The 26,451-nt window shown below is 56.6% G+C and carries 24 protein-coding genes; 13 read left to right on the top strand and 11 right to left on the bottom strand.

Features of this window, described 5'->3' with window-relative positions:
* The first annotated feature begins 1 nt into the window (after window position 1).
* The 3 genes from D6851_RS03110 (at window position 2) to lpdA (ending at window position 2,299) form a co-directional block, all read left to right on the top strand.
* Entirely contained in the window at window positions 2-442 is a 441-nt protein-coding gene (locus D6851_RS03110) for a hypothetical protein (protein WP_120323374.1), read from the top strand.
* 4 nt (window positions 443-446) lie between these two features.
* A complete protein-coding gene (locus tag D6851_RS03105; protein WP_120323373.1) occupies window positions 447-827 on the top strand; it encodes an acyl-CoA thioesterase in 381 nt (126 codons plus the stop codon).
* Window positions 828-889: 62 nt separating this feature from the next.
* Window positions 890-2,299, top strand: a complete 1,410-nt coding sequence (lpdA, locus tag D6851_RS03100; RefSeq protein ID WP_120323372.1) for a dihydrolipoyl dehydrogenase — start codon at window positions 890-892, stop codon at window positions 2,297-2,299.
* Window positions 2,300-2,387: 88 nt separating this feature from the next.
* On the opposite strand, the gene D6851_RS03095 is transcribed toward lpdA, so the two are convergent.
* Both D6851_RS03095 and D6851_RS03090 read right to left on the bottom strand, forming a co-directional pair.
* Window positions 2,388-3,881, bottom strand: a complete 1,494-nt coding sequence (locus tag D6851_RS03095) for an acetyl-CoA hydrolase/transferase family protein (protein WP_120323371.1) — start codon at window positions 3,879-3,881, stop codon at window positions 2,388-2,390.
* 215 nt (window positions 3,882-4,096) lie between these two features.
* Window positions 4,097-5,440: an anti-phage deoxyguanosine triphosphatase gene (locus tag D6851_RS03090; RefSeq protein WP_120323370.1), complete on the bottom strand. Its 1,344-nt coding sequence runs from the start codon at window positions 5,438-5,440 to the stop codon at window positions 4,097-4,099.
* 196 nt (window positions 5,441-5,636) lie between these two features.
* On the opposite strand from D6851_RS03090, the gene D6851_RS03085 reads away from it, so the two are divergent.
* Together D6851_RS03085 and D6851_RS03080 are read left to right on the top strand one after the other, a co-directional pair.
* Window positions 5,637-6,251 (top strand): TetR/AcrR family transcriptional regulator, encoded by a 615-nt coding sequence (locus D6851_RS03085; RefSeq protein WP_183029957.1) that lies wholly within the window; start codon window positions 5,637-5,639, stop codon window positions 6,249-6,251.
* A gap of 93 nt (window positions 6,252-6,344) precedes the next feature.
* Window positions 6,345-7,286: an alpha/beta fold hydrolase gene (locus tag D6851_RS03080; protein ID WP_120323368.1), complete on the top strand. Its 942-nt coding sequence runs from the start codon at window positions 6,345-6,347 to the stop codon at window positions 7,284-7,286.
* A 182-nt stretch (window positions 7,287-7,468) separates the two neighbouring features.
* Here D6851_RS03080 and D6851_RS17535 read toward each other — a convergent pair whose 3' ends face one another.
* Together D6851_RS17535 and D6851_RS03070 are read right to left on the bottom strand one after the other, a co-directional pair.
* Window positions 7,469-7,669, bottom strand: a complete 201-nt coding sequence (locus D6851_RS17535; RefSeq protein ID WP_147395418.1) for a hypothetical protein — start codon at window positions 7,667-7,669, stop codon at window positions 7,469-7,471.
* Between the two features lie 220 nt (window positions 7,670-7,889).
* Window positions 7,890-8,390 carry a MarR family winged helix-turn-helix transcriptional regulator gene (locus tag D6851_RS03070; protein WP_183029956.1) on the bottom strand — a complete coding sequence of 167 codons (501 nt, stop codon included), beginning with the start codon at window positions 8,388-8,390 and terminating at the stop codon, window positions 7,890-7,892.
* A gap of 145 nt (window positions 8,391-8,535) precedes the next feature.
* Here D6851_RS03070 and D6851_RS03065 point away from each other — a divergent pair, with 145 nt between their 5' ends.
* From D6851_RS03065 to D6851_RS18265, 7 genes are all read left to right on the top strand, one after another.
* On the top strand, window positions 8,536-9,738 hold the full coding sequence (locus tag D6851_RS03065; protein WP_120323365.1) for a cytochrome P450: 1,203 nt from the start codon (window positions 8,536-8,538) through the stop codon (window positions 9,736-9,738).
* Complete coding sequence (locus D6851_RS03060; RefSeq protein WP_120323364.1) at window positions 9,735-11,066, top strand: spinster family MFS transporter; 1,332 nt, start codon at window positions 9,735-9,737, stop codon at window positions 11,064-11,066. Before D6851_RS03065 ends, D6851_RS03060 begins: the two co-directional genes overlap by 4 nt.
* Window positions 11,063-12,778: a dihydroxyacetone kinase subunit DhaL gene (dhaL, locus tag D6851_RS03055; protein WP_120323363.1), complete on the top strand. Its 1,716-nt coding sequence runs from the start codon at window positions 11,063-11,065 to the stop codon at window positions 12,776-12,778. The genes D6851_RS03060 and dhaL overlap by 4 nt, the downstream gene beginning before the upstream one ends.
* A gap of 79 nt (window positions 12,779-12,857) precedes the next feature.
* The gene (locus D6851_RS03050) at window positions 12,858-15,200 is read left to right on the top strand and encodes a TonB-dependent receptor (RefSeq protein WP_183029955.1); all 2,343 of its coding nucleotides are present in this window, start codon (window positions 12,858-12,860) and stop codon (window positions 15,198-15,200) included.
* A gap of 90 nt (window positions 15,201-15,290) precedes the next feature.
* Window positions 15,291-17,546 (top strand): arylsulfatase, encoded by a 2,256-nt coding sequence (locus tag D6851_RS03045; RefSeq protein WP_183029954.1) that lies wholly within the window; start codon window positions 15,291-15,293, stop codon window positions 17,544-17,546.
* Window positions 17,547-17,612: 66 nt separating this feature from the next.
* Complete coding sequence (locus D6851_RS03040) at window positions 17,613-17,930, top strand: 2Fe-2S iron-sulfur cluster-binding protein (protein WP_120323360.1); 318 nt, start codon at window positions 17,613-17,615, stop codon at window positions 17,928-17,930.
* Between the two features lie 181 nt (window positions 17,931-18,111).
* Window positions 18,112-18,381, top strand: coding sequence for a YbaN family protein (locus D6851_RS18265; protein WP_338014725.1), 270 nt, complete (start codon window positions 18,112-18,114; stop codon window positions 18,379-18,381).
* A 315-nt stretch (window positions 18,382-18,696) separates the two neighbouring features.
* Here D6851_RS18265 and D6851_RS18260 read toward each other — a convergent pair whose 3' ends face one another.
* The 4 genes from D6851_RS18260 to D6851_RS03015 form a co-directional block, all read right to left on the bottom strand.
* Complete coding sequence (locus D6851_RS18260) at window positions 18,697-18,939, bottom strand: AAA family ATPase (protein ID WP_338014727.1); 243 nt, start codon at window positions 18,937-18,939, stop codon at window positions 18,697-18,699.
* The gene (locus D6851_RS18255) at window positions 18,860-19,159 is read right to left on the bottom strand and encodes an AAA family ATPase (protein ID WP_338014724.1); all 300 of its coding nucleotides are present in this window, start codon (window positions 19,157-19,159) and stop codon (window positions 18,860-18,862) included. The genes D6851_RS18260 and D6851_RS18255 overlap by 80 nt, the downstream gene beginning before the upstream one ends.
* A 96-nt stretch (window positions 19,160-19,255) precedes the next feature.
* Window positions 19,256-19,972 carry a 2OG-Fe dioxygenase family protein gene (locus tag D6851_RS03025; RefSeq protein WP_120323359.1) on the bottom strand — a complete coding sequence of 239 codons (717 nt, stop codon included), beginning with the start codon at window positions 19,970-19,972 and terminating at the stop codon, window positions 19,256-19,258.
* 257 nt (window positions 19,973-20,229) lie between these two features.
* Window positions 20,230-20,823 carry a LysE family translocator gene (locus D6851_RS03015; RefSeq protein ID WP_120323357.1) on the bottom strand — a complete coding sequence of 198 codons (594 nt, stop codon included), beginning with the start codon at window positions 20,821-20,823 and terminating at the stop codon, window positions 20,230-20,232.
* Window positions 20,824-20,910: 87 nt separating this feature from the next.
* On the opposite strand from D6851_RS03015, the gene D6851_RS03010 reads away from it, so the two are divergent.
* Complete coding sequence (locus D6851_RS03010) at window positions 20,911-22,299, top strand: aminotransferase-like domain-containing protein (protein ID WP_120323356.1); 1,389 nt, start codon at window positions 20,911-20,913, stop codon at window positions 22,297-22,299.
* A 27-nt stretch (window positions 22,300-22,326) separates the two neighbouring features.
* On the opposite strand, the gene D6851_RS03005 is transcribed toward D6851_RS03010, so the two are convergent.
* The 3 genes from D6851_RS03005 to D6851_RS02995 all read right to left on the bottom strand — a co-directional run bounded on the left by D6851_RS03005 (window position 22,327) and on the right by D6851_RS02995 (window position 26,406).
* Entirely contained in the window at window positions 22,327-22,746 is a 420-nt protein-coding gene (locus D6851_RS03005; protein ID WP_120323355.1) for a PepSY domain-containing protein, read from the bottom strand.
* Window positions 22,747-22,838: 92 nt separating this feature from the next.
* Complete coding sequence (locus D6851_RS03000) at window positions 22,839-25,283, bottom strand: TonB-dependent siderophore receptor (RefSeq protein ID WP_120323354.1); 2,445 nt, start codon at window positions 25,281-25,283, stop codon at window positions 22,839-22,841.
* 124 nt (window positions 25,284-25,407) lie between these two features.
* Window positions 25,408-26,406 carry a FecR family protein gene (locus tag D6851_RS02995; protein WP_120323353.1) on the bottom strand — a complete coding sequence of 333 codons (999 nt, stop codon included), beginning with the start codon at window positions 26,404-26,406 and terminating at the stop codon, window positions 25,408-25,410.
* Between the last annotated feature and the right edge of the window lie 45 nt (window positions 26,407-26,451).

The raw sequence follows: 26,451 nt of genomic DNA, 5'->3' as shown, positions 1-26,451 counted from the left end.
TATGCACCTCGTGGCACGTGCCAAAGCAGTTTTACTGCTGCCGGCCGTGCTGCTGGCATCGGCGCCTTTATACGCAGCTCAGGATGGCGCGCGCGCACCGATGATCGGTCTGGAAGGACCGGACGCCGATGCCTGCGCCGCCATCGGAAGGCTGACGGGCCTGCCTGCGAGCGACGGTTTCATCGATCTGAAAGATACCAGCCTTCCTGTCTATGCCGGGCCGTCTTCCGATACGGAAGAAACGGAAAGGATGACACAGGGCACGCTGGTCTGGTTGTGCGATGTCGAGGGCTCGTGGCAGGGCATCGTCTATCCTTCAACGGATAAGCAGGAGATCGGTGATTGCCGGGTGAGCAGCCCTGTCGCCGAACCTGAATCATATTCCGGGCCATGCGCTTATGGCTGGGTCCCGGCACGCAATATTACTATGGTCGCAGGCTAGATAGATGAACGAAACTCCCAAGAAACGTGATCCTGCCATCCGGATCAGCGCCATGCCATCCGATACGAATGCCTATGGCGATATTTTCGGGGGTTGGCTGATGAGTATGATGGACAGTGCTGCGGGTCTGACCGCGGCGCGATATTCTCATGGCCGGGCCGTTACGGTGGCGATGGACGGCATGCAGTTTCATCAGCCTGTGAAAGTCGGCGATGAAGTCTCCGTTTATACAGAGATCGTGAATACCGGCACCAGCTCCATGACGATCGATGTGGAAGCCTGGCGTCGTGAACGCCATCGCGAAACGGCCGTAAAAGTTACACAGGCCACATTCACCTTCGTTGCCATTGACGACAATGGCCGTCCGCGCCCCGTTCAGGGCTGACGGACTTTTCAATCTTCGCCCGGTTCTATGGCGCCGGGCTCAGTATGACTGGCAGGAAAGATATGGCAGATAAATATGACGTAATCGTCCTCGGCTCGGGCCCCGGTGGCTATGTGGCTGCGATCCGCAGTGCGCAGCTCGGCCTCAAGACCGCGATTGTCGAACGTGAAAATCTCGGTGGTATCTGCCTCAACTGGGGCTGTATTCCGACCAAGGCGCTGCTCCGTTCGGCGGAGATCTATCATTATATGCAGCACGCCAAGGATTACGGGCTGGCTGCCAAGGAGATCGAAGCCGATCTGGACGCCGTGGTGAAGCGTTCACGCGGGGTGGCCAAGCAGCTCAATCAGGGCGTCACGCATCTGATGAAGAAGAACAAGATCGCTGTTCACATGGGCGAAGGTACACTGAAAAGCGCCAATACGCTCGAAGTGAAGGGCGATAAGGGCACCGAAACGATCAGTGCCAAACATATCATCGTTGCGACCGGAGCACGGGCGCGGGATCTGCCTTTCGCGCCGGCCGATGGCAAACGCATCTGGACCTATCGCCATGCGATGACGCCGAAGGAAATGCCGAAAAAGCTGCTGGTCATCGGTTCGGGCGCCATCGGCATCGAATTTGCCAGCTTCTATAACGATATGGGCGCCGATGTGACCGTGGTCGAAATGCTCGACCGGATCGTGCCGGTGGAAGATGCCGAAGTGTCGGCTTTTCTCGAAAAGTCGCTGACCAAGCAGGGCATGTCGATCCGCACCAAGACCGGCCTGGAAGGGCTCGACGTGTCGGATAAGGGCGTGAAAGCCAAGATCAAGGGTAAGGACGGTAAGGTCACGGAAGAAGAATTTTCTCACGTGATCGTTGCCATCGGCATTCAGCCCAATACGGAGAATATCGGGCTCGACAAGCTGGTCGAAATGGATCGCGGTTTCATTCAGATCGACGATTACGGCCGGACCAAGACCAAGGGTCTGTGGGCTATCGGCGATTGCGTGCCGGGGCCCTGGCTGGCACATAAAGCCAGCCATGAAGGCGTGACCGCCGCCGAAGCCATTGCGCAGGAACTGGGCAATAAGGACGTCCACCCGCACGGTCTTGACCGAAACAATATCCCGGCCTGCACCTATTGCCATCCGCAGGTCGCCAGTGTCGGCATGACCGAAGCCAAAGCCAAGGAAGCCGGTTATAAGGTGAAGGTCGGCAATTTCCCCTTCATCGGCAACGGCAAGGCCATCGCGCTGGGCGAAGCCGAAGGCTTCATCAAGACGGTGTTCGATGAAAAGACCGGCGAATTGCTCGGTGCTCATATGATCGGTGCAGAAGTGACCGAACTGATCCAGGGCTATACGGTGGGCAAGACGCTGGAAACGACCGAAGCCGAACTGATGCAGACGGTTTTCCCGCATCCGACCCTGTCTGAAATGATGCATGAAAGCGTGCTCGGCGCTTATGGCCGCGCGCTGCATATCTGATTGATCGCTGCTTATGAAGAAAGACCGGGAGACGTGCTGTCTTCCCGGCCTTTTCTTTGCAGAAGGGCAGGCCCCCGACTGTACGGCGCTAATCTTCCAGCATGGAGCCTGTCTGCGCGAGGCGGGTGTGCCAGGCAAACGCTTCTTCCATCACATGCGGTGTATGGCCACCACGTGCGAGGGCGCGCTGATAATAGTCACGCAGCTGGTCGCGGAATGTCGGATGCACACAATGGGCGATCACCAGTTCGGCCCTTTCACGCGGTGCCAGCCCGCGCAGATCGGCAAGACCGCATTCGGTGACGAGAATATCCACGTCATGCTCATTATGATCGACATGGCTGACCATCGGGACCACGCTTGAAACGAGCCCGCCCTTGGCAGTCGATTTGGTGACGAAGATCGACATATAGCCATTGCGCGCAAAATCGCCCGAGCCGCCGATCCCGTTCATCATATGCGTGCCGCCGACATGGGTGGAATTGACATTGCCGTAGAGGTCGAATTCCAGCGCCGTATTGATCCCGATAATTCCCAGTCGTCGCACCACTTCGGGGTGGTTGGAAACTTCCTGCGGACGTAAAATCAGGCGTGATTTATAGTCGGAGAGGCGCGGGAAGACATCGTCATACTTCTCCTTCGACAAAGTGATCGACGAGCCGGAGGCGAAATCCAGCTTGCCGGCATCGAACAGATCGAAAGTCGAATCCTGCAAAACCTCGGAATACATTTTGAGATTGTGGAACGGCGTATCGAGCAACCCATGCATCACTGCATTGGCAATCGTCCCGATCCCGGCCTGCAGGGGTTGCAGGCTGTTGGTGAGCCTTCCGCGTTTCACTTCATTCTGGAGAAAATCGCACAGATGCCCGGCAATGCCGCGTGTCTCGTCATCGGGTGGCAGCACGGTCGAGGAACTGTCGAGCTTTTCGGTAATGACGATGGCGGCGATCTTGTCGGGATCGATTGGAATGAAGGGCAGGCCGACCCGGCTTTCGGGCGTGACCACCGGGATCGGCGTCCGCATTGGCCGGTGGCTGGGAATGTAAATGTCGTGAATGCCTTCGAGCTGATCCGATTGCGACAGATTGATCTCGACGATCACCTTCTCGGCCAGAATGGCGAAACTGGCGGAATTACCGACCGATGTTGTGGGTACAATGCCGCCCTGTTCGGTAATCGCAACCGCTTCGATCACAGCCACATCGACCGGGCCGATCTGACGCGTGCGGAGCAATTCCACCGTTTCGGAAAGATGCTGATCGACGAACATCACTTCGCCATTATTGATCGCCCGCCGCAGGGCCGGATCGACCTGAAAAGGCATACGCCGTGACAAAACATGCGCTTCGGCCAGTGTCTTGTCGAGATCGTTACCGAGCGATGCCCCGGTAATCAGTGTGATTTTGAGCGGATCGGTTCTGGCCCGTTCCGCAAGCGCCATCGGCACGGCCTTGGCTTCGCCGGCTCGGGTAAAGCCGCTCATCCCGACGGTCATACCGTCCTTGATGAGCTTTGCCGCATCCTCTGCGCTGCTAACCCTGTCCCATAAGGCGGCGTTCCTGACCCGCTCTTTATACATCGATATCGTCCTGTGATTGTTTTTTTGTCCGAAGATCGGCCATGAGCAGATCCCGAAAGACACACAGGCCGGTCTGGCAGTGAGGGCTGCCAAATATGGGTTACGCAAACGGTACCGGGCGGTCAACTAAACAGACGAGACTTGCTGGAAATAGATCAGCCCGCTGAGCGGCATCGCTTATAGCGGCAGACTTTCGATGGGGTGCAAGCTGACGGCTATAATTTGTCGAATACAGACCCCATACGCGGAGCGAACAATCGCTCATAGGTCTGCAAAAGATAGCTGTCGGTCATCCCGGCTACATAATCGCAGATAATCCGCAGAGGATCGGCATTCTGAGCCTGACATTTTTCGTAAAAATCGCGTGGCAGGAAGTGTTCCGGGTCTGACTTCATCACTTCGAACACCGCGATCACCATCATCTGGCCCTTGAATTCGAGATGCTGCACGCTGGGGTTCTGAATGACTTCGTGCCAGATAAAATCCTTGGCAGCCTTCACAAAACGCAGAACAGGATCGGGCAGGGTGACCCGGTATGCCAGCCGCGGTTCGGCAAAACCGTCATCTTTGCGGATTTCGATCCGCGGAATGATGTAATTGAAGATCCGGTTGATCTGGTGTTTGCGCCGGTCTCCGCTGCCGAATAAGCGATCAACCAGGCCGCCATAGGCGTCATTGCCATAATCGTCACTATACTGGCTGGTGAGATATTCGAGCAATCCGTCACATTTTTCCGGCGGGATATGTTTATAAAAGCCTGCCGGTTCCACCAGCTTCAAAGCCAGTGCATCTTCCATATCGTGAATGGCAAAGCTGATATCGTCCGCCAGATCCATAATGCTGCAGGCAAAGGCTTTATGCAGCGATCTGGCATGTTTGCTGTCGCTTTTCTCGCAAAGTTGAAACTGTTCGCGATCCGCCCTGGAGAGTGGTTCCAATATCCAGTCCACAACCTCCTCCTCGCAGTCGAGATAGCATTTGGGCGGTTTGGACGCAGTACGGTCGAGCAGCGGGATCCCGCTCGTATCGGGCACCATCGCAGGCCTGATCCCTTTGTTTACAGCCTGACTGTGAGGCACTGGATATTTAAGCACACCCAGCAAGGTTTCGCGCGTCAGATTGGAGCCCGATGAGCGGGAGAATTTCTCCAGTCGGGACAGAATGCGCAATGTCTGCCCGTTTCCTTCGAAACCACCATTGTCGCGCATGCAATAGTTAAGCGCAATTTCCCCGCCATGCCCGAATGGCGGATGGCCCAGATCATGTGTGCAGGCGATCGCCTGAAGAAGATTGCCTTCTGGCAGATAGGGCAGGGCGGCATGATCGGGATATTTATGACCGAGCTGCCTCGCTATCCCGCCGGCAATCTGCGCTACTTCGAGCGAATGGGTCAGACGGGTGCGATAGAAGTCACTGTCGCCCAGATTGAGAATTTGCGTCTTGCCTTGCAGACGGCGGAAGGAAGCCGAATGCACCACCCGGCCATAATCGACATCGCCGGGAGTGCGTGCATCGAAATCTTTAGGTTTCTCCGCCGTGCGCCGATCAAGCCATGTCATCGGAATTATAGGTCTCCATCCTCATTGCAGCGATTACCTGCAAGAACCCTTCTTATCCATATATGCAATAGAGGTTCTTGCATGGACCGCTTTATACCGACAGATATTGTTTTAATGGTGCCGTCCGGCTTTCGTGGTACCGCGCCATTTCTATTTATCCCTTATGACGATTGCGGGCCGGACAAGGAAGCATGGTATGACACAATCTCCCTCCATACGCCGGGGACGTCCGCGCAGCTTTGATCGTGACAAGGCCTTGCGGGAAGCAATGCTGCTGTTCTGGGAGAATGGCTATGAAGGCACCTCCATGGCTCAGCTCGTTGAAGCCATGGGGATTGTTTCACCCAGCATTTATGCTGCTTTCGGGTCCAAGGAGGACCTTTTTCGTGAAGCGGTTCGGCTCTATGTCGCAACGGAAGTGGAACCGGCATGGCAGGCGCTGGATGAAATAACCGATGTGCAGCAAGCCGTCCGGACCATGCTGCTCGGTTCGATAGAAGCCTTTGTTGCCACCCGGCCGCAAAGAGGTTGCCTTGTCGTACTCGGCTCCGGTCTGCTGGGCGGAGCGGACGATACGATACGCGATTTCCTGCGTGAACAACGGCAGCATTTCCGGGATCGGCTGGTGAAATGTCTGCAGCGTGCGATCGACGCGGGTACTTTCCGGCCTGATAACGATCCGTGGGTACTGGCTGATTGCGTGCTGGCTTTTTTTGCCGGCCTGACCATCGAGGCTGTCGACGGAGCGGAGAAAGCCGCCTTGCGAGAGAGTGCGGAGCTGTTCTGTTTACGGATGTTCGACGAAAGATGAATTATGTAAAGGGTGACATATAATTTATTGCGGCATCGCCCACGCCTATTTATGTGCTGAGCATTATAAAAATAGGTGTGGAAGGATATTCCGATGGATTTTGCAGACTCCGACAATATTGTGCCTGAAAGCGGATTTGGATCAGTCACGAATGTTCCCCGTCTGCCCGATGGCTTTGCGGATGTTTTTTCAAGCTGGCGTGTCGATACCGGCAAGATAAGACTGCATGCGGTGATTGGCGGTACAGGTGAACCGCTGCTTCTCCATTCGGGCTGGCCGCAGAACTGGTTCGCCTGGCGCTACGTGATGCTGGCGCTCAGCAAACAGTTCACCGTTATTGCCGTCGATCCCAGAGGGTTTGGTCTTTCGGACAGGCCGGCGGACGGCTTCGACGTGGATAGGCTGGCGGACGATATGTTCGATCTGATGGATATGCTGGGCCATGAGCGTTTCGTGATGGCCGGGCATGATATCGGGGTGATGGTCGGCTATGCCATGGCAGCGATGCGTCCCGAAAGAATTCGTCGTGTCGCCCTTGGTGAAGGAACCATACCCGGCGCTTCCCCATCGCCTGAACTTATTCCCGATGACCGGCGGATGAGCGATTTTCTGTGGCATTTCAATTTCAACCGCGCCCTAGAGGTCAATGAACGGCTGGTCGAAGGCCGGGAAGATATTTATTTTAACTATCAGTTTGCCACCAAGGCAGGCTCAGCCGAGGCGGTGCCTCAATATGCGCGCGATTTCTATATCGAAATTCTGCGACGTGTGCCGGGTACGCTGAAAGCGAGTTTCAACTATTACCGGGCGATTGACGAAACGATCCCGCAAGTGCGGCGTCATATGCAAACGAAAGTCACCGTGCCGGTCTTCGCCTTTTCAGGGGCGCTGGCCTGCGGCCCGATGGTGGAGAATGAGCAGCGCCAGCTCGCAACAGACGTGGAATCGCTCATCATTCCCGAATGCGGTCATTTCCCGGCGGAAGAACAACCCGAAGCGCTGACGGCTGCCTTGCTGGATTTCTTCTCCCGCTAGATGTTTGATCTCAGGCAGGGACGGCCCCATATATTGGCTGCCTGCCTGACTTCTTCGTTGCAGCCGGTTCATACCGCTTATCCTATTGTCTCCTGTCCCGCGCGGAATGCTGAAAAAGGAGGTCCGATATGCGAACGACGTTGAAACTGGGAGTAGCTGCACTGATCGCAGGTGTGATGCTTTCAGGATGCTATGATGATCGGCCGGGACGATACCATCCCCATCGGCATGATGACCGCTATGAGCGTCATCACCATCGAGATCATGATCGTGACCAGCGTGGGGAGCTTCGTGACCGTTACGAACACTGGAAGGACCAGGATGAATACGATCGGCGTGACAGGCGTGATCGTCGACATGATCGCGATGATAGACACGATCATGACCGGAGAGGTCCTTACTGAGCGAAATAGGCTGTAGCTGCGAAAGCACGCGAAGTAGGCGGATCGCCGCCAGCAACGCGTGCTTTCAGTTTGTCGAAACACCCAGAACTCATTTTGAAGATTAATTTTTCCGGAGTGGGCGTTAATTGGCCTCATTTACGCTGAATGAAATTGAATTAATAAAACTAATTTTTATAAAAATCTAAGAATTTATCAGAAACTACAAGAAGTGTTTATTTGTATATTCTAATGTAGCTGGTATATTTTTATGGAACCTATTGAGGAAATCAATAAATTTGGCTCTCTCTTCCGCAGTGAAGCCTTGTAAAAGTATTTCTTCTCTGGAGCGGGCCATTTGCAATATCTTGCGGTGAACCGGCTCGCATTTTTTTGTAGGCCGGGCGAAGCGACCTTCGCGCCGGCGCTCTATTTCAATCAATTCCTGCTTCTCAAGCGATTTCAGACTTTGGCTGACAGTAGCTTTATTCATACAAAGAATATCGCAAATTCTCCACGCTTGTAATTCATCATATTCATAAAGAATAGAAATTATACGTGTTTCATTAATGCCAATTCCGAGTGTTTCGATGTACAGCTTCGATGCATGCCATACGTAACTATTATTCGCTACAGTTAAGGCGTGCGGTAAAAATCGATCATTGTGAAGACAGTCTTCATTGTCATATTCTGACGGATCCCGTTCGGTCGGTTTCTCTTTCATCGCGTTCCTGAAATTTCGGGCCTGAATGCTTGATAGCATAAATGGCCCAATAGGGGTTGACTGTCCATAGTTTAAGTCTACACGGTGAGTTTAGAGCCAAACTGATTGTTTGGGCATAAACGAATAAGATTGGGAGAGAATCGGAATGAGCGGCACTGCACGTCGCATGCCCATCGCTTTGGGCGTGGATCCCTTTGCGGAATCGACACTTCATAATCCCGGCGAATTCGATGAAGCAGCGCTGGCGGCCGATTCCGTCATCTATTTGCCCAAATACGATCTCTATGCAGTGGCGAGGCATGAGTATGTCAAAGCGATCTTTACCGACTGGCGGCGATATTCCTCAGCGTTTGGTACGGGCCTTACCCATATCGGAAAATCGGAAAACTGGCGGCGTCCGAGCCTGATCCTTGAAAACGATCCGCCCGATCATGGGCGCTATCGTAAAATCATGGCCGCGATTCTGACAGGCACCACACTCAAGGAAATCCGTCGCAGATTTGCTGAAGACGCTGACCGCATGGCTGCAGATATCGTCGCCAGGGGACATTTCGACGGTGTGCAAGATCTGGCGGAGGCGTTTCCGCTGCTCGTCGTCCCCACCATGCTTGGATTGCCTGCGGAAGCACGCGATCTGATGCTGGTCTATTCCGAACTCAATTTCAATTCGATGGGCCCCAAAAACGACATCTGGAAACGGTCGAAAGAAAAGGCCGATCCGATCATCGAAACGGTGATGGAGTTGTGTCAGCGCAAGTATCTGTCTGATGACGGGCTTGGCGCGCGTATTTACGAAAAATGCGCAGCCGCCGGAATGCCGGACGAGGACGCGGCCACGCTGGTGCGAACATTCTTTTCGGCCAGCATGGACACAACAATGAACGGTATGGGCTTCGCTCTTGAAGCACTCGCTGAGCGGCCCGAGCAATGGGCCATGCTGAGGGAAGATCCCGATCTTGCCAAAGCGGCTTTCGAGGAAAGTCTGCGTTATCGGTCTCCCAGTCCTTATATCGGGCGAACGACCGTGTGCGATGTCGAGGTGGGCGGAGTTACAATTCCCGCTGACAGTAAAGTGCTGCTGTTGGTAGCGGCCGCCAATCGCGATCCCCGCAAATTCGACCGGCCTCATGAATTCGATTTGACGCGTGATACGAGCGGCCACGTCGCTTTCGGAGTCGGCATTCATGCCTGCATCGGTCAGATGGTTGCGCGGGTCGAGGCTGAACTCGCCCTGGCTGCCCTCGCGCGGCATGCGAAATCAATCACGCTGGATGGCGAGCCGACCTATCATATCAATAATTGGTTGCGGGGCTTTTCCTCTTTGCCCCTGCGGGCAGAACCGGCATGACCGCGCCATCCTTTTCTCCATCGAAGGCCGGAGGAGAGACTGGCTGGAAATATGGCGCGGCACGGTCGTGGTTCGTCGTCATCCTGCTACTCCTGGCCTATACGATTTCGCTGATAGACCGGCAGGTGCTGAGCCTGCTCGTGGTGCCGATCGAGCAGAGCCTCAATATTAACGATACGCAGATCAGTCTGCTGCACGGTCTTGCCTTCGCGATCTTCTATACTTTGTTCGGGATTGCCATCGGGCGCGCTGTCGATCGCCATAATCGCCGCAACATTATCATTTTCGGTATGGTGCTTTGGTGTCTCGCTACCATGGCTTGCGGCCTGGCGAGCAGCTTTGCCGGCTTGTTCGTAGCCCGTATGTTCGTAGGGGTTGGCGAGGCGACACTTTCACCCGCAGCTTTTTCGATGATCGCGGATTACTTCCCGCCTGAAAAACGGGGCAGGGCAATCAGCGTATTTTCCATGGGAGTCTTCGCAGGATCCGGCCTTGCTCTGATAGCTGGCGGTGCAGCGATTGACGCCATGGAGCAATGGGCCGGCGAAGAATTGCCGATCCTTGGTACGATGGAAACCTGGCAACTGGCCTTTTTCGCAGTTGGCGCGCCGGGCCTGCTGGTCGCCGCTTTAATCATGACAATCCGGGAGCCTGTACGCCGCGAGATGAGCGATGAGGGACTCGGCCTCAGTGAAACGCTGGCATTTTTTCGGCGCAAGGCACCGGCACTGGTCACAATGATCCTGGCATTCGGTGCGAATGGCCTGATCAATTTCGCTCTGGCGGGATGGGCGCCGACGTTTTTCATCCGTGTTTTTGACTGGACTGCCGGAGAAATCGGAGCGGTTTACGGCACCTTGCTCATGGTTTGCGGTTCGGCCGGGATCTGGGTTGGCGGTGCATTGTCCGACTGGCTCGTAAAGCGGATAGGAAAGGGGGGCGTGCTGCTGGTTATGCGTGGTTCGGCACTGCTAATGATCCCTTCGCTCGCTGCATTCGGTTTTGCTTCCAGCTCCACCTATGCGCTTATTGCTCTGGGATGGTCGTGTTTCGTTCTCGGCTTACCGACTGGGCTCGCTCCCGTCGCTCTTTATGCAATTACACCCAATCAGTTCCGCGGTCAGGTCACGGCTTGCTATCTCTTTTCCGTAACTCTGATCGGGATGATGCTCGGCTCAACATTAATCGCGCTGAGCACGGATTATCTTTTCCAGGATGCTGATGCGGTGGGCAAGTCGCTGGCACTCGTCGCTTCCTGCGCAGCTCTCTTCAGTTTTGTCTCTCTGTCTATTTCGCAGAGGATTCAGAAGCGGAACAATTACGCATGAAAAAGCTCATCAATCAGCCGGATACTGTGGTGTCCGACATGCTCGACGGCCTTGTCAGCGCAGATGACAGACTATGCATGATACCTGCATATAACGTCGTTATTCGTGCCGACTATGAAGCTTTACGTGAAAAGAGGCATGTCGCGCTGATTTCCGGCGGCGGGGCAGGGCATGAACCAGCTCATGCCGGCTATATCGGTGAGGGCATGCTGACCGCCGCGGTTGTCGGGCCAGTTTTCACCTCACCCAGCGTCGATGCAGTTCTGGCGGCCATTCGTTTAACGACCGGGCCTGCAGGCTGTCTCCTGATCGTTAAAAACTATACCGGAGATCGTCTCAATTTCGGTCTCGCTGCGGCAATTGCACGTAGCGAAGGTTTGAGTGTCGAGATGGTTCTGGTGGAGGACGACGTTGCTCTTGGCACAGGGGGGAGCCGCGTTGGCGCGCGAGGAATTGCCGGGACCGTATTCGCTCACAAGATTGCGGGTGCGGCTGCTGCCGAAGGTATGGGGCTGACCGATATTGCGGCCATGTTGAAGAGCTTTGTTACCGATATCGGCTCGATGGGTGTGGCATTGTCACCCTGTATCAGCCCCTCTGCGGGAGAGGCGAGTTTTACACTTGCCGGCAGTGAAGTCGAATATGGTCTGGGCATTCATGGCGAACAGGGTGTCGCTCGCGAAGAAATCAGCGAGGCTGATGCCATAGCCGCACGATTGGTGGATACGATCGTTGCCGAGAAAAATTTGCAAAGCGGCGATCGGGTCATCTTGCTGGTAAACGGTCTCGGCGGCACTCCTCCCATGGAAATTGCCATCATGGTGGGAAGTGCGATCAAGGCAGCGCGAAAACATGATCTTCATGTGGAAAGAGTGGCAAGTGGAACGCTTCTCACCGCGCTTGAAATGGCCGGTATATCCATTTCGCTTGCTCGTCTCGATGATGATCTGGTTGGTTTCATCGATGCTGAAACTTCAGCACCGGCATGGCCAGGTGCCAGTTCACCCGGTTCCGGCCCCATACTGGTAGAAGAACCACAACTCGAAACCGATAACGAGGTTTCGATATCGGCGAAGCTTTCTGCCTCTCAGCAAGAGCAGCTTTTGCAGATTATAAAGGTGACTGCATCGGCACTGATCGAAGCAAAAGAGCATCTCACCACTTTGGATCGCGAAGTCGGTGACGGGGATCTCGGTATCAGTCTGGCACGTGGTGCGAGGGCGGTGCTTGAGGGGCTCGACCAGATAGACCGATCTCATCCGGGTGTAGCGATGAGAGATATTTCACGCATTCTACGTCGGAGTATCGGCGGAACTTCAGGTCCGCTTTATGCAGCATTTACGCTGGCAGTCTCAACCAGGCTGGCAGAGGCTGCGGATGTTCCTGATCTGCAAGACTGGGCCGCCGCGATGAAGGCTGGCTGTGATGCCATATCACAACTTGGTGGAGCCAAAGTGGGAGACAGTACTATGCTGGATGCACTGGTCCCCGCTGCACAAACACTGATCGACTCTGGCCGGCAAGGTTGGAGCAATGCGCAGGCGCTGTCTGAGGCACTTGCGGCGGCCCAGCAGGGAAGCCGTTCCACCGCCGATCTCAATCCACGTGTCGGCAGGTCAAGCTACGTAGGAGAGCGAGCTTCGGGTCATGTCGATCCGGGCGCTGAAGCAGTAACCATCTGGCTATCCGCGATAGGTGAGAAACTTCAGTAAAACATCAGATAAACATAAATTATGGGAGAGAAAAATGAGGAATAGAAAGTTTAAGCAGCTTTGTCTCACGGGTGCTGCCATGGTTATCAGCCCTTTTGTGACCGGCACGGCTTTGGCGCAGGATGAGCCTTCAGGGACCGATACGGCCAGCCAGGGCGAAGGGGCTGCAACCCGTGATGACGGAATTGCCGAAATTGTGGTCACGGCCCAGTTTCGGGCCCAGAATCTGCAAGACACACCTCTTGCGATTACCGCCGTCAATAGTGAGATGCTGGAAGCCAAAGGGGCTTCCACTGTGCTCGACGTTGCCGCTTCGGCTCCCAATGTGACGATGCGTGAGGCGGGCGGTGCCAATGGCGGTGCTGCGCAGATCTTCGTCCGCGGGGTTGGTCAGGCCGACTCCTCCTTCGCGTTCGAACCCGGCGTCGGCATGTATATTGACGATGTCTATTATGGCACCGTTTTTGGCTCGATCTTTGATCTGCTGGATCTTGACCGGGTGGAGGTGCTGCGCGGACCGCAAGGGACGCTCGCGGGTAAAAATTCCATCGGTGGCGCCGTCAAACTCTTTTCGACCAAGCCGAATAATGAAAATAGCGGTTATATAGAAGCTGGCTATGGCCGTTTTAAACGGCTCGAACTTAAGGGAGCCGCTAACTTCGTCCTGGTGCCTGACACGGTAATGGCTCGTATCTCCGGCGTATCCAAACAGGTAGACGGATATTTACAGCGCTACGATTATGGTTGTCTCTATCCGGATAGCGGTGTGCCATCATTCACATCGGATGGAAGCTGCAAGAACGGAACGGAAGGGGGGCGTGATTTCCAGGCCGGTCGTCTCGCTTTGCGTGTGCTGCCCAGCGACAATTTGGAAATCAACCTGATTGGCATGGTCAGCAGCGAGAATTCCGAAGTTACCCCGCAAAAGCTGCTCGACATCACACAGACAGCCAATATCCCCGAAGGCATAGATCCGACCATCTTCATCACCGGCCCTAAAAGCCGGACAAGCTATGCTACATATATGAGTCCAGGTTTTACCGATCCAGCGGCTTATGATGGTGTCGAAGGTGCCGGCGAGCATCCGGCTACAGCCCGTGATCCTGAATTCCGTCTGCGTACCCAGAGCGTTTCGGGAACGATCGACTGGGATCTGACTGATAATATGCAGCTTACCTCGATCACGGCCTATCAGCATTATACCGGATCGAATGCCACAGATATCGATCTGACACCCTTTGGGCTGAACACGGTAGCGCTGAGATATGAATATGAGCAGTTCACCCAGGAGCTGCGTTTGGGGGGCTCCGTTCTCGATGACCTGATCGATTACACAGTTGGTGCTTATTACTTCAAATCAACTGCTCGTTTCGGTGGCAGCAATCTATTGCTTCCGGGAACCGCTCGCGAAAATCTCTATTCACAGAAGGATAAGATCCCCTCTAAAAGCAAATCTGTTTTCGCGCATTTAACAGCCAATCTGACCGATAAATTGTCTGTCATTGGCGGGATTCGTTACACGCGCGATAACAAGGAATATTTCTTCGGGCGGCGTAATCCATTCGATCCCAGCAAGCCGTCTTATACGGCAGCCGGGGCAATTGATGGCCTCTCGGGTGAATATAAGGGCGATAACGTCGATTATCGGGCTAATATCCAATATCGCTGGTCCCCCGATGTGATGACTTATCTGCAATATTCGACGGGTTATCGTGGAGGCGGTGTAAACCCGCGACCCTATGTACTCGAACAGGTTGTGTCTTTCGAACCGGAAAAACTCAAAGCTTATGAAGCCGGTTTCAAAGCCGATTTACTGGGGCGTGCTGCCCGTCTCAACGGGTCAGTATTCCTGAACAAATATACCGATATTCTGTTCAACAATCAGAGTCCCACACCAAACAGCATTCTGAACTCAACGCCAATTAACGCTGGTGACGCCAAATTTTGGGGCGCGGAGATGGAGCTTAATTTACGTCCACTGCGTGGCCTGTCGATTGATGCTTCGGGCAGTTACCTTGGTTTCGAGTTTGAAAGTATCGGAGCTGAAGGGGCCACGATCAGAGGAATTACGCTTGATAACCGGGCACCTTTCGCGCCCAAATGGAAGGCCAATCTGGGCGTTCAGTATGAAATCGAGACCAAAGACATCGGTTATTTCACGCCGCGTCTCGATGTCAGCTACCAATCGTCTTTCTTTCCTCAGGTAGATAACGATCCGCGGGCGAAGATTGATGGCTACACGCTCGCCAATGGGCGGATAACCTGGAAAAACTTCGACGAAGATCTTCAGGTCTCTCTCAATGTCACGAATATTTTCAACAAATATTACTACATCAGTGCCTTGAGATATCCGCTGGGGGTTGTTTCCGGCACGCCGGCCCGGCCGCGTGAATGGAAAATCAGCGTTCGCAAGAGCTTTTAACAATAAAACAGTCGGGGGCATGTCCCCCGACATATAAAGATGGAGGATGGTGCGATGGGTAAGAAGATCCGGAATTATTTAGGCGTCCCGATGAGCGTAGCGGCTGCGCTGATGGCAAACGGATTACTGACCACCCCTGCGGTTAGTCAGGAACAGGCACCTGCCTATCCGTCGCGCCCGAAGCCGCCTGCCGATGCGCCTAATATTCTTGTGGTTATGACCGATGATGTCGGGTTCGCTGCGAGCAGCGCGTTTGGCGGTCCCATCCCGACCCCAAATCTCGATACGCTTGCGGCTAACGGGCTGCGATATAACAACTACAACAATACGGCGATGTGTTCTCCAACGCGGGCTGCACTGCTAACCGGACGCAATTCCCATTCGGTCGGCTTTGGCGTCATCAGCGAGGAAGCGTCTCCGCATGACAGTTATAATTCAGTCATTCCGGATTCCGCGGCCACTTTCGCGCAGGTCTTGTCCATGAATGGTTATGACACGGCCATGCTGGGCAAGCATCACAATACACCGCTGTGGGAAATAACTTCGGTTGGCCCGTTCGATCATTGGCCCAACGGACTCGGTTTCGGCTATTTTTATGGCTTTATCGGCGGTGCTACGAACCAGTTCGCACCCGCGCTTTACGAAAATCGCAATGGCCTGGAAGCACCGCAGGACGATCCGGATTATATTCTCGATAAGGATATGGCCGATCGTGCGATCGACTGGCTCAATATGCAGCATGGGATCCGGTCAGATACGCCGTTCCTGATGTATTATGCGCCGGGTTCTGCCCATTCTCCCCATCAGGCCCCGCCTGAATGGATTGCCAAATTCCGCGGGCAATTCGATCAGGGATGGGACAAGATGCGTGAACAAAGCTTCGCCCGCCAGAAAAAACTCGGCGTCATTCCGCAAAGTGCTGCATTGACGCCGCGTCCCGATGAAATTCCCGCCTGGTCGTCGCTCAATGCGGACCAGAAGAAGGTCTATGCCCGGATGATGGAAGTCTACGCGGCACAGCTCGCCTATAGTGACTACCAGTTTGGCAGAATCATCTCTCAGTTGAAGGAAAATGGAGAGTTCGACAACACGCTTATCATCTTCATAGAAGGGGATAATGGCGGTAGCCTTGAAGGGTCTCCTCAAGGCACTGTGGACGAAATTGCGCGGGGCAAGAACAGGATGCCCGACGACCTTCAGGATCAGCTAACGCATCTTGACGATTTCGGTACACGGTATTCGTGGAATAATTATCCTGCCGGCTGGGCCTGGTCGATGAATACGCCTTTCCAGTGGGGCAAGGCTGTGGCCTCTCATCTGGGCGGTGTACGCAATGGTCTGGTCGTGTCCTGGCCCGGTCACATCACAGGGGAGGGGCAGGTCAGATCGCAATTCACCCATGTTACGGATATTGCCCCCACCATTTATGAAGCAGCCGGTGTGGAAGTGCCCGAGGAAGTGAATGGTGCCAAACAGATGCCGCTTGCCGGCACCAGCTTTGCCTATAGTTTTCGCCAGCCTCAGGCAGATAGCCGACATAAACAGCAATATTTCGAACTGCGTGACAATATCGCCTTTTATGATGAGGGCTGGCTGGCTTCGACGAAGCCGCGGGTTATGCCGTGGGATAAGGAAGCTCCGCCTGCGGAAGGTACACCTGTTGAATGGGAGCTTTACGATCTCTCGAAAGACTTCAGTCAGTCAAAAGACTTGTCAAAACGTTTCCCGGAAAAGCTTGAAGAGCTGAAATCCGAATATGCCGCAACGGCAAAGCAGTATGACATCGGTGTGTCGCCGAATGAAAAGCGTGTGGAGCGGCCTTTTATCAGTAACGGCCAGCGTCATTTCGTTTTTCGTAACAGCCCGCACCGTTATTCGCGCTATGGCTTCCCGACCATCATGAATCGCTCATGGACTGTAACGGCGGATATAGTGGTGCCGGAAGGTGAGGGCGATGGAGCCATCATTGCACAAGGCAGCAGGCTTTGCGGCTGGGGTCTGGTAATCGAGAACGGGGTGCCGGTATTCCGTTACAATGCCTCCATCGAGGATCGTGACAAAACCACTGTAACTGCCTCTGCTCCTCTTTCCGCCGGTCGGCATAAAATCACCATTGTCTTCGATTATGACGGTGGCGGTAAAGGCAAAGGGGCCGACATAGATATGCGCATCGATGGGAAAAGCGTAGCTCAAGGCAGGGTACCGCGCACACCAGGCTTCCTTTTTGTCAGCGAAGGCGGTGCCACGATCGGACGCGATTACGGAACAACATTGAGTCCATCTTATGAAGCGCCATTCATCTATCCGGGAACGATCAATCAGGTTGTCATCGATTTTCCTGAATAGGGCTTGTTCCGAATTCAGAAATTTCTCTTAGTTTTTTGAATCTGTTTCAGGAAGATAAACGGAACAATGGCTGAAATATTTGTCATAACCCGTGAGGGTGAACGCATAAGCTTGCCTCTCGAACCCGGCAAGAGTGTGATGGAAACGATCAGAGATGCTGGCATCGATGAAATGCTTGCCTTGTGTGGCGGGTGCTGTTCCTGCGCCACCTGCCATGTTCATGTCGATGCCGGCTTTTCATCGATGCTCCCGTCAATGAGCGAAGATGAAGATGATTTGCTGGACAGTTCCGAAAGCAGGACTGAATTTTCACGGCTGGGATGTCAAATCGAATTGCGTGAGGAACTTGATGGCATGACAGTCAATATCGCACCGGAAGATTAGGTTTTAAGCTGATTGGTTATCAGCGCTAAAAAATGATGGCTGTGGCAAGCGCATTGTCTTCCTCACCGCCTTCGCCACCTGTCACCAATCATCGCTGCCATTACCGGCGTTGCAATCACTGCCTGTCTTGTCATAGCGGTGGCTCCGACGCTGCATTCTCCACTGGCTCAGGCTCACGTCAATGCGCACATTGACTGACAGCTCTCCAGATAACCTGTTCCGGCGTAGGCGGTTTGCGCGGATGGGATGGCTGACCCTGGGCCTATTGCTAGTGGAGATGGGCTTCGCAGGCATTTTCGTTCCGCTGCTGCCTGCTACCGGTTTTATGTTGCTGGTGCTGCCATGCTTCGCAAGGTCGTCACCAAGGCTAGAGGCGTGGTTGCTCAATCATTCTAGCCTTAGGTCCGGGGCTCAGAACCTGGCGCAGTGCCGTGCCAGGCGAAGATCCTAGCCTGCATTGGTATATCGTTTTGATATGCGATAGTCTGGGTTCATGTCCGGCCGACTGGATATTGTCCATAGCTGTGGCACTCTTTATGCGTTTCCGAGCGGTGTGGATCTGGCACCACCCGGATCCTGAAGTCTGTGAGGCATGAGACAGGAGGCACTGCCTCACGATATGCGGCCTGCATGCCAGGAAATGAATGATGAACTATCTGCCGGAATGCTTATCATGCATTCTCATGACCACTGACCATGCTCTAACGTGCTGGGCGATCTTCCACTCTTTTGCTTGAAAGAGCGGGTTCTCGAAAATGTTCAATCCTCAGGCTTGCCCTTCCTTCCCGATCCAGCGCAGCACAAACGCCGCACGATCGTCCGGAGCCACCCGAGGCCAGGAAACCAGAGTGTATCCCAGTTCCCCATAGACACGCACCATTACGTCATGGGTCGCCACCGCTTCGGCCCAGTCCTGCCTGCGTTCGGCATCATTGGCGTAAATCTCCTGCCAGGGCGGCGCGATGAAGACATGCCGATTGTAAGGGCACTCCCTGGATGCCTGCGCCAGATTGCCGGGGGGTGTCCAGCCCGCACAAGATGCGGTAGCCGATGATATCGGGAATGCCTCGGTCGAAGAATACGATGCCGCCCTGTGCCTGCGCTTCCTCATAGGAACGCAGGTCTTGCTCCAGCATCTTATCCGCAAAAACATTGCGATTATTCCATGGCATAGCAGAGCCGTCCACGGCACTCTGCTCACGGATCACGACCCGTCCGGCTTCAGGCATGTGCGGCAAGCCTTGTTTGGCCAGTGCAGCGAGCAGAGTGCTTTTTCCGGCCCGGGACCGCCGGTTACGACGAAGAAGCTATCCATTCCCGTTTCCTCAATTTCTCTGTGCCTGCGCAAAGGTGAGGACCAGCGTATCCCGCCAAGCCGGGGTATACGGGATCACGGCCTCGATAGGCGACGTACCATGACGGACATTCCGGTCATTTAGCAGCAGAGCTTCACCGGGATGGCTAAGCCTGTGTTCAATAAGACTAGCGCCGGAAACACTTTCGACGTGACTCTCGCCACCTGCGTAATTGCTGCCGCCGATGAGCAGGATCAACACCCATTCGCGACCGTCATGATGCATGCCCTCTGGCGTGGGCAGACCGGCCTGCCCCATCAACGCCTCGATGCGGAATTGATGTGCTTCAACCATCCATGCTTGCGGACTCCGCTCACTCATGCATGCAATGAGGGATGCGGTATCGAATATCAGCTTCTGAAACAGCGGCAATTCGGTTTGAACTTCGGCCATCGGGGCAAACCATCTTTCGACACCACCATTGAGCGGATTGTGATCGCGTTCCTGAAAATGTGGCCGATGCGACAGGCATTTGCATTGATCGCCTGAAACATGAAAGGCAGCGTAGCGTCTGCGACGATAGGTGCCACCGTCGGCCATCCACATGTCGTGTGGCAGATTGTCCCAGCTCCACGCAAGCGTGCACCAGTCGGGATTAGCAGGATCGACCAGCTTGCCCGGCGGCAGGAGCAGGGCAGTGTTTGGGATAGTGCATTCAACCAAGGAGTTGGCGAGCTGTACAGTCATGTCTCGTCGACCCGATACCTGTTCGCGTCTGCATAATGCCAGACATGGCCCGCCAATGCGATATGCGCCGTATAAAGATCATCACACTTCTGCGCGTGCAGGTTCAGCACGCCAAGATGAACAAAAGGAGGTAAGAATGCATTCATAATTGAAACAATACAATTAGGGCGATCAACAAGCAAACAGATGAGCATAAGGCTTCAGCAGCCTCCCATTCGCTCCGGAATGTATCTGCGTCCCGTTCATCCCGTTTTCCTTCAAATCAGAAACAGCAAGGCGGTGAGCGCGGTCAGAAGCGCCATCACGCGCACGAATATTATCATCCCTTTGCGGCTTTCTAGCAATTCGCGTGCACTTGCTCCCATTGCCGCCCAGGTTGAAATAGAGGGCAGGCCAATTAGCGCAAATGCCGCGACGAGAACGCCAATTTGAAAGCCGAGTGGGCGATCGGGCACAGTGAAACTGGCAATGGCGGGCATGGTGATGGCCCAGGCCTTGGGATTAACGAATTGAAAGGCCGCAGCCTGCCAGAAAGTCAGCGGATGCGCGCCCTCGCGGCGTTCAACGCCTTCCGATTGCCACAGCTTCACCGCCAGCCAGCCAAGATAGGCGGCGCCAAAAATGCGCACGGCCCAGCGCAGAACCGGCCATGCTTCGAATAGCGTCCCCAGGCCCAGTCCGCTAAGCACCAGCATGACGGCACAGCCGAAGTTGATTCCGAAAATATGCGGAATGGTCCGCCGGAATCCGAAAACCAGCCCCGACGAGGCGAGCATAATGTTGTTGGGGCCGGGCGTCGCCGTACAGACAAAACTGTACAGCGCAAGCGGGACAAGCAGGCTAGTATCCATAATGTTCTCCTGCGATGCTGATTGATCGTTATTGAACTATGAGTCAAACATGATATTGAACCGGTTCAATATCATGTGGGAACGACCATGAAAGATTGGGAACCGGATATTTCAAAGGGGAGCGCGCCGGTGTACGAGCGTATTGTCTCCGCTCTGGAAAACGATGTACTTGAAGGCCGTCTTACGCCCGGCGATCGGCTACCCCCGCAGCGTGAGCTTGCGTACCGCCTGTCGCTCAGCGTCGGTACCGTAAGCCGGGCCTATGTCGAGGCGGAGCGGCGCGGGTTCATTTCCAGCCATGTCGGCCGCGGAACGTTCATCGCCGACCGTGCGAAACCGCACTCTTCGATGCAGGATAGCGGTCCGTTAGACATGGCCCACAATATACCGCCGCTCGATCCCGCCGAGCGCTGGATTGGGGAGGGCCTGATCCGCGTGCGCCAGCGCGCCGATCTCGCGGCTGCGGTTAACTATGCACCGCCCGAAGGCTTGCCTTCCATCCGCGAGGCCGGGGCATCCTGGTTGAAGCGCCGTCATAGCGTGACGCGCGCGACGACGGATCGGGTCATTCAGTGCAATGGCGGGCAGCATGGCCTTGCACTCGCCTTCGCGGCGCTGGCGAGGCCCGGCGACACCATCCTGTGCGAAGCCGCGACCTATCCCGGCATCCGGACACTGGCCGATCATGCGGGCTACCGCCTGCGGGGGGTTTTCATGGATGAGCGCGGGATCGATCCCGAAGCACTCGCCCGCTGTGCCCACGAGACCGGCGCCAAAGTGCTTGTCGCCATCCCGACCTTGCAGAATCCGACCACGATAACCCTCGATGCCGCGCGCCGGGCTGAAATCATTGAAGTCACCCGCGCCAACGACTTGATGATCGTAGAAGACGATGCCTATCGCGTCTTCGCCGATGCCGGGACGCCGCATTGTTTTGCCGATCTTGCGCCGGAACGGACGTTGATGGTCGCTGGTGTTTCCAAGGCGGTTGCGCCCGGTTTGCGGCTCGGCTTCCTGTTGCCGCCCGATGACGAGGAGGTTCGCGACCGGCTTCTGTTGGGCGTTCGTGCTTTTGGTTACAGCCCGCCTTCACTAAGTGGCCTGGTCTTCAGCCAGTGGGAACAGGACGGAACAGCGGACAGGATCGCCGACGATGTGATCGCGGAAAGCGAAACGAGAACCCGGATGGCAGCGTCGATTCTCGGCAATGCCATGGCGATGCCGGGGGCAGGGCGCAGCCTGCATGTCTGGATGCCGATGCCGATGCTGGACGCCGAACGGCTGAGCGCGCGGGCCTTGCGAGCCTCTATCGCGCTGACGCCGCCCGACGGACCGATTGTCGATGCCGTGGCACCATCCGGCGTCCGCCTGTGTCTCGGCGGCATTCGCTCGCGCGATGCTCTCGAACAAACGCTTCGTGACATTGCCGCCATGCAGTTTTCTGCCGACAGCAGTGCGGCGCACGGTCTGGTCTGAAATGCGGAAGACCAATCATGCGCGAGACTACGGAGGGGCGATAGCCAGCGCGTTGAGCAGGGAAGCAAGTCGTAGGCCGCGGCAGTAAGGCAACACAGCTCTGCCCAGGCGCGGCCTATTATCGACCGATAGCCGATTGAAGGATTGCCCGACCGACAGCGCTTCGGCGCGTTCTATGAGCGAGACGAGCGGTAGCATCGGAGCTGCGGGCGCGAAATCGTCGGGCACCGGTACCTGCCTGATTATATAGGCTTCGGCGACAAAAAGCGCCCAGTCAGCGGGAACCGCCTGCGAGGTCGGGGGCCGTTCTAGCATTATCCATCGGTCGACCTCATGGTTTACATAGCCGAAGGTGCCGTTGAAGAAGACGAAGAACAGCACCCATCCGACAAGCAGTCCGGCCCAGTTGTGCAGCCAAGCTATGGACTGGCGGAAGCTTTCCTTCATGGCCTCTTTCCCGGCATCGGGGGACAGCCCTGCGGGCCGTCCCCCTTCTCGCTTACATGCTATGGTCCCTGCGGCCCGGTTCGGGCCCCATCTCAAAAGTCGGCTTCGATGCTGAAGCGGAAAGTGCGCGGCTCGCCCGGTTCGGTGGAATATCCGTTCGCCTGGCTGTTCCAATATTTGGCGTCGAAAAGATTGTCGACGGTGAGGCGCAGCGTCAGCGGCACGTCCTCGGCCCCGGTCTCGTAACGCGCGCCGAGGTCAAAGATCGCGACGTCGTCGAAATCCCACTGGCCGCCGAAATCGACCGGCCGCTCGCCGATATATTGCATGCCGCCTGTCATCGTCAGGGGCAGCGCGGCGAGTTCATATTCGGCGCGCAGATTGCCCTGCCATTCGGCGATGCCGCGAATGGCCTCGTGCTCCAGCGTCGGGTCGGTCGTCTTGCGGTTGACGGCATCGAGATAGGTGACGCCGCCCAGCACGAGCAGCCGTTCGCCGAACCGTTTCGCGCCGGAAAGCTCGACGCCCTGATAACGCGCGCGGCCGTCCTGCGTGAATTCGTTGGCCGAGGTGACATAGGTGAGAGCCCGGTCGAGCCGGAACAGTGCCAGTTCGGCGGTCCAGTCGCCGCGCACGGCCTTAACGCCGAACTCGTACTGTTCGCTGCGCGTCGGCGAGAAAACCTCTCCCGCATTGACATAGGTCGCCCCGGCGACGGAGCCCCTCTCCAGCGATTCGACATAGGTGGCGTAGGCCGAAAGCCAAGAAACGGGGCGCCAGATGGCAGCGAAGCTGGGCGTGGTCGCCGTCTCCGCATAATCGCTTGTATAGTCCTTGATCTCCCCGTGGCGCACGCCGAGGATCAGGTCGACGCTTTCGCCGATGCCGACCGTGTCGGACAGGAAAACCTCCTGCCGCCGGGTGCGGTTATATTCGGACGTCGCCGTGTCGAAGTCGAGGAAGTCGAAGCCTGCCGGCTGATCGAACAGTGTCGGGTCCGACAGGTTGCCCGTCCCCAGCACCACCGATGTCGAGGGCGTGTTGGCATCGCTCGTGCGGACCAGCGATCCGCCCAGCGTCAGATTGTGAGTGATCGCACCGGTCGCAAAGCCGCCGCGCAGCATGGCCTCGGTCTGCTTCGATTCAAACTTGTTGTTGTAGCGCCAGATGCCAGCTCCATAGTCGCCGTCGGCATTGGCGAAGATGCTCGGCGCGAAAAATTGCCTGACATTGTCGGTCCAGCGGTGGCGCGCGCTGATTGTCCATCCAGGGGTGAATTCCCATTCGGCCGCGCCCGAATAGCTATCGGTGCGCGATCCGTAGCGCGTCCAGCCGGGCGCCAGCCGTGTCGACCCGTCGATCGGCTCGGGCGGCTCGCCCAGTGTATAGCCGTTATAGGCGCCCGACTGGTTGGGGATGATGCTCCAGTGCAGGCCGGTGCGGACATGCTGTGTCTTCAGTCCGTCGAACGATACGGTCAGTTCGGGCGTCACGCGCCAGTCGAGCGCCAGCGAGCCGGAGGTGCGCTCCGATTCCACGCCGTCGACCGGTGTGTCGCCTTCCTCATGCACGATATTGACGCGGTATCCGAAGGCATCGTTTGCGCCGATGCGCGCGCCGAGGTCGCCGTGAACGCGCCACAGGCTATCGTTGGTGAAGCCCGCCGTGACGCTGCGCACCGGCTCTTTGCCGGCGCGCTTGGTCTGGTAGTTCACCGTGCCGCCGGGGCTGCCGAAACCGTAGAGGAAGCCCCCCGCGCCCTTCAGCACCGACACCGACTCGAAATGCTCGAAGGGCAGGTCGAACGCGCGGCTGCGGATGGCAAGCCCGTCGATCCGTATGCCCGAATAGGAGTCGGGCTGGAGCCCGCGGATCGCGAACAGGTTGTTCTCGCCGTAGATACTCGAGCGCGACGGATTGATCGAGGCGTCGACCTTGGCGAGGTCGGCGACCGAACTGATCTGCAGGTTCTCGATCAGCTCCTGCGAATAGACGTCGATGCTGAACGGCGTGTCCTGGATCGATCGCGAGCCGAGCGCGCCGACCTCGGCATTTTCGACGCGATAGCCGCTCTCGGCGGACCCGTCACCGGCCAGCATGCGATAGTCGCCGCCGCCGCTGCCGGCGCCCTGCACGCGCACGGGACCGAGCTGGATCGCTCCGTCGGCGGTCTCCGGCGCCTTTTCGATCACCACCGTGCCCGGCTCGCGATAACGCCATGTGAAACCGGTGCCGGTCAGCGCGGTCGACAGCGCCTGCTCGACAGACATCGTGCCGGACACTGGGGCCGAGCGCGCGCCGTCCAGCTCGGCCGAGGCGAAGAAAATCCGGATGCCGCCCCGATCGGCAATGCTGGTCAGCGCCGAGTCCAGTTCCTGCGCGGGAACGGAGAAGTGCGTCTTCGCCGCCTCGGCCTCGACTGGCCTCTGGGCCTGCGCTGCAACGGGCATAGCGCTGACCGCAATCATGGCCGAGGACAGCAACATGCCGTGCAGATGATTTTTGCGCAGCCACGGTGCGAGCGAACGAGAAAACATTGACGTGATTACCCCCTTATATGGATTGCCGGCATTCGCTTTTGCGAACACCTCTCAATAGCCTTGACGCTGAAAGGGGCGCCGGTTTGCAGTGGCGATGCGAATTTTTTCGACGCAGGGGTGGTCAGTGGATGATCGTGAGCAGCGGGAGCGTGGTGATCCGTGCATGGGTTGTTGCCGAAATGGCGCGCAGCAACGCATCCATGTCGGCCAGTTCGAAGACGCCCGTGACCTGCAACTGGCGAAGCCGGTCGCCCAGCACCATCACCTTGCCGTGTTGGTATCGCTCGATCTCCTGCGCGACCTCGGCGAGACGGCGGCGGTTGAAGATCAGCTTTCCGCGCACCCATCCCGTGGCGGAGTCTGCATCGATGGGCTGCGCCGCGCTCAATATGTCACGGCCATAGGCGATATGGTGCCCGGCGGTCACGCGCGCCCAGTCGTGGCCCCCGTCGCGTCCGTTATGCACATCGACCACGCCTTCCTTGACCACGACATCACTCACCGCGCCGCGCCGCCGGACCGAATAGACGGTGCCCATCGCGCGCGCGCGGCCTTCGCCCGACAGCACGGTGAAGGGCCGTGTCTCATCGCTGGCAACATCGAATAAGGCCTCGCCGTCATGCAGCGTCAGCCGCCGCTCGCGGGCCGAAAAGTCGACCGACAGCGCCGATGCGGTGTTCAGCCAGACAGTGGAGCCGTCGTTGAGCGCGATTTTCCTGCGCTCCCCGACGCCGGTGGCATGGTCGGCGATCCATCCCGAGGCGGGGCCGAAGACGCTGCTGCCCACCACACCCGCGGCGACAGCGGCGGCGGCACCGCCGGTCAGCACGGCGCGGCGCGGGATGCGAGACAGGTGCCGTGCTTCCGGCGCACGAAACGCCTGGCCCAGTTCGCGATGTGTCTCAGCCGCCTGCGTGGCGCCGACCCGGTCGAGCATCGATGCAGCTTCGGCAGCGGCAGCGGCATGGGCGGGCGAGCGCCGGCACCAGTCGTCGAAATCGGCGCGGTCGCGGTCGTCGGCGTCGCCGGAGCCGAGATGAACGATCCACGCAATAGCCTCGTCGCTCAGGGCGGCGTTTCGCGGCGCCAGCTTGTCGGTGCGAGGGGGGCTATCGTCCATCGGTCAGCTTCCTCCGGTCGGGTCAAGCAAGCAGCGCATCCGCAA

Source organism: Altericroceibacterium spongiae, from assembly GCF_003610805.1.
Lineage (GTDB): Bacteria > Pseudomonadota > Alphaproteobacteria > Sphingomonadales > Sphingomonadaceae > Altericroceibacterium > Altericroceibacterium spongiae.
The sequence above is the reverse complement of the archived record's forward strand: the minus strand, read 5'-3'. Positions and strand labels throughout refer to the sequence as shown.

Coding starts and splice junctions, on each gene's coding strand:
- D6851_RS03110 (WP_120323374.1), top strand. CDS start 2: ATGCACCTCGTGGCACGTGCCAAAGCAGTTTTACTGCTGCCGGCCGTG.
- D6851_RS03105 (WP_120323373.1), top strand. CDS start 447: ATGAACGAAACTCCCAAGAAACGTGATCCTGCCATCCGGATCAGCGCC.
- lpdA (WP_120323372.1), top strand. CDS start 890: ATGGCAGATAAATATGACGTAATCGTCCTCGGCTCGGGCCCCGGTGGC.
- D6851_RS03095 (WP_120323371.1), bottom strand. CDS start 3,881: ATGTATAAAGAGCGGGTCAGGAACGCCGCCTTATGGGACAGGGTTAGC.
- D6851_RS03090 (WP_120323370.1), bottom strand. CDS start 5,440: ATGACATGGCTTGATCGGCGCACGGCGGAGAAACCTAAAGATTTCGAT.
- D6851_RS03085 (WP_183029957.1), top strand. CDS start 5,637: ATGACACAATCTCCCTCCATACGCCGGGGACGTCCGCGCAGCTTTGAT.
- D6851_RS03080 (WP_120323368.1), top strand. CDS start 6,345: ATGGATTTTGCAGACTCCGACAATATTGTGCCTGAAAGCGGATTTGGA.
- D6851_RS17535 (WP_147395418.1), bottom strand. CDS start 7,669: ATGATCGTGTCTATCATCGCGATCATGTCGACGATCACGCCTGTCACG.
- D6851_RS03070 (WP_183029956.1), bottom strand. CDS start 8,390: ATGAAAGAGAAACCGACCGAACGGGATCCGTCAGAATATGACAATGAA.
- D6851_RS03065 (WP_120323365.1), top strand. CDS start 8,536: ATGAGCGGCACTGCACGTCGCATGCCCATCGCTTTGGGCGTGGATCCC.
- D6851_RS03060 (WP_120323364.1), top strand. CDS start 9,735: ATGACCGCGCCATCCTTTTCTCCATCGAAGGCCGGAGGAGAGACTGGC.
- dhaL (WP_120323363.1), top strand. CDS start 11,063: ATGAAAAAGCTCATCAATCAGCCGGATACTGTGGTGTCCGACATGCTC.
- D6851_RS03050 (WP_183029955.1), top strand. CDS start 12,858: ATGGTTATCAGCCCTTTTGTGACCGGCACGGCTTTGGCGCAGGATGAG.
- D6851_RS03045 (WP_183029954.1), top strand. CDS start 15,291: ATGAGCGTAGCGGCTGCGCTGATGGCAAACGGATTACTGACCACCCCT.
- D6851_RS03040 (WP_120323360.1), top strand. CDS start 17,613: ATGGCTGAAATATTTGTCATAACCCGTGAGGGTGAACGCATAAGCTTG.
- D6851_RS18265 (WP_338014725.1), top strand. CDS start 18,112: ATGCGCACATTGACTGACAGCTCTCCAGATAACCTGTTCCGGCGTAGG.
- D6851_RS18255 (WP_338014724.1), bottom strand. CDS start 19,159: ATGCCTGAAGCCGGACGGGTCGTGATCCGTGAGCAGAGTGCCGTGGAC.
- D6851_RS03025 (WP_120323359.1), bottom strand. CDS start 19,972: ATGACTGTACAGCTCGCCAACTCCTTGGTTGAATGCACTATCCCAAAC.
- D6851_RS03015 (WP_120323357.1), bottom strand. CDS start 20,823: ATGGATACTAGCCTGCTTGTCCCGCTTGCGCTGTACAGTTTTGTCTGT.
- D6851_RS03010 (WP_120323356.1), top strand. CDS start 20,911: ATGAAAGATTGGGAACCGGATATTTCAAAGGGGAGCGCGCCGGTGTAC.
- D6851_RS03005 (WP_120323355.1), bottom strand. CDS start 22,746: ATGAAGGAAAGCTTCCGCCAGTCCATAGCTTGGCTGCACAACTGGGCC.
- D6851_RS03000 (WP_120323354.1), bottom strand. CDS start 25,283: ATGTTTTCTCGTTCGCTCGCACCGTGGCTGCGCAAAAATCATCTGCAC.
- D6851_RS02995 (WP_120323353.1), bottom strand. CDS start 26,406: ATGGACGATAGCCCCCCTCGCACCGACAAGCTGGCGCCGCGAAACGCC.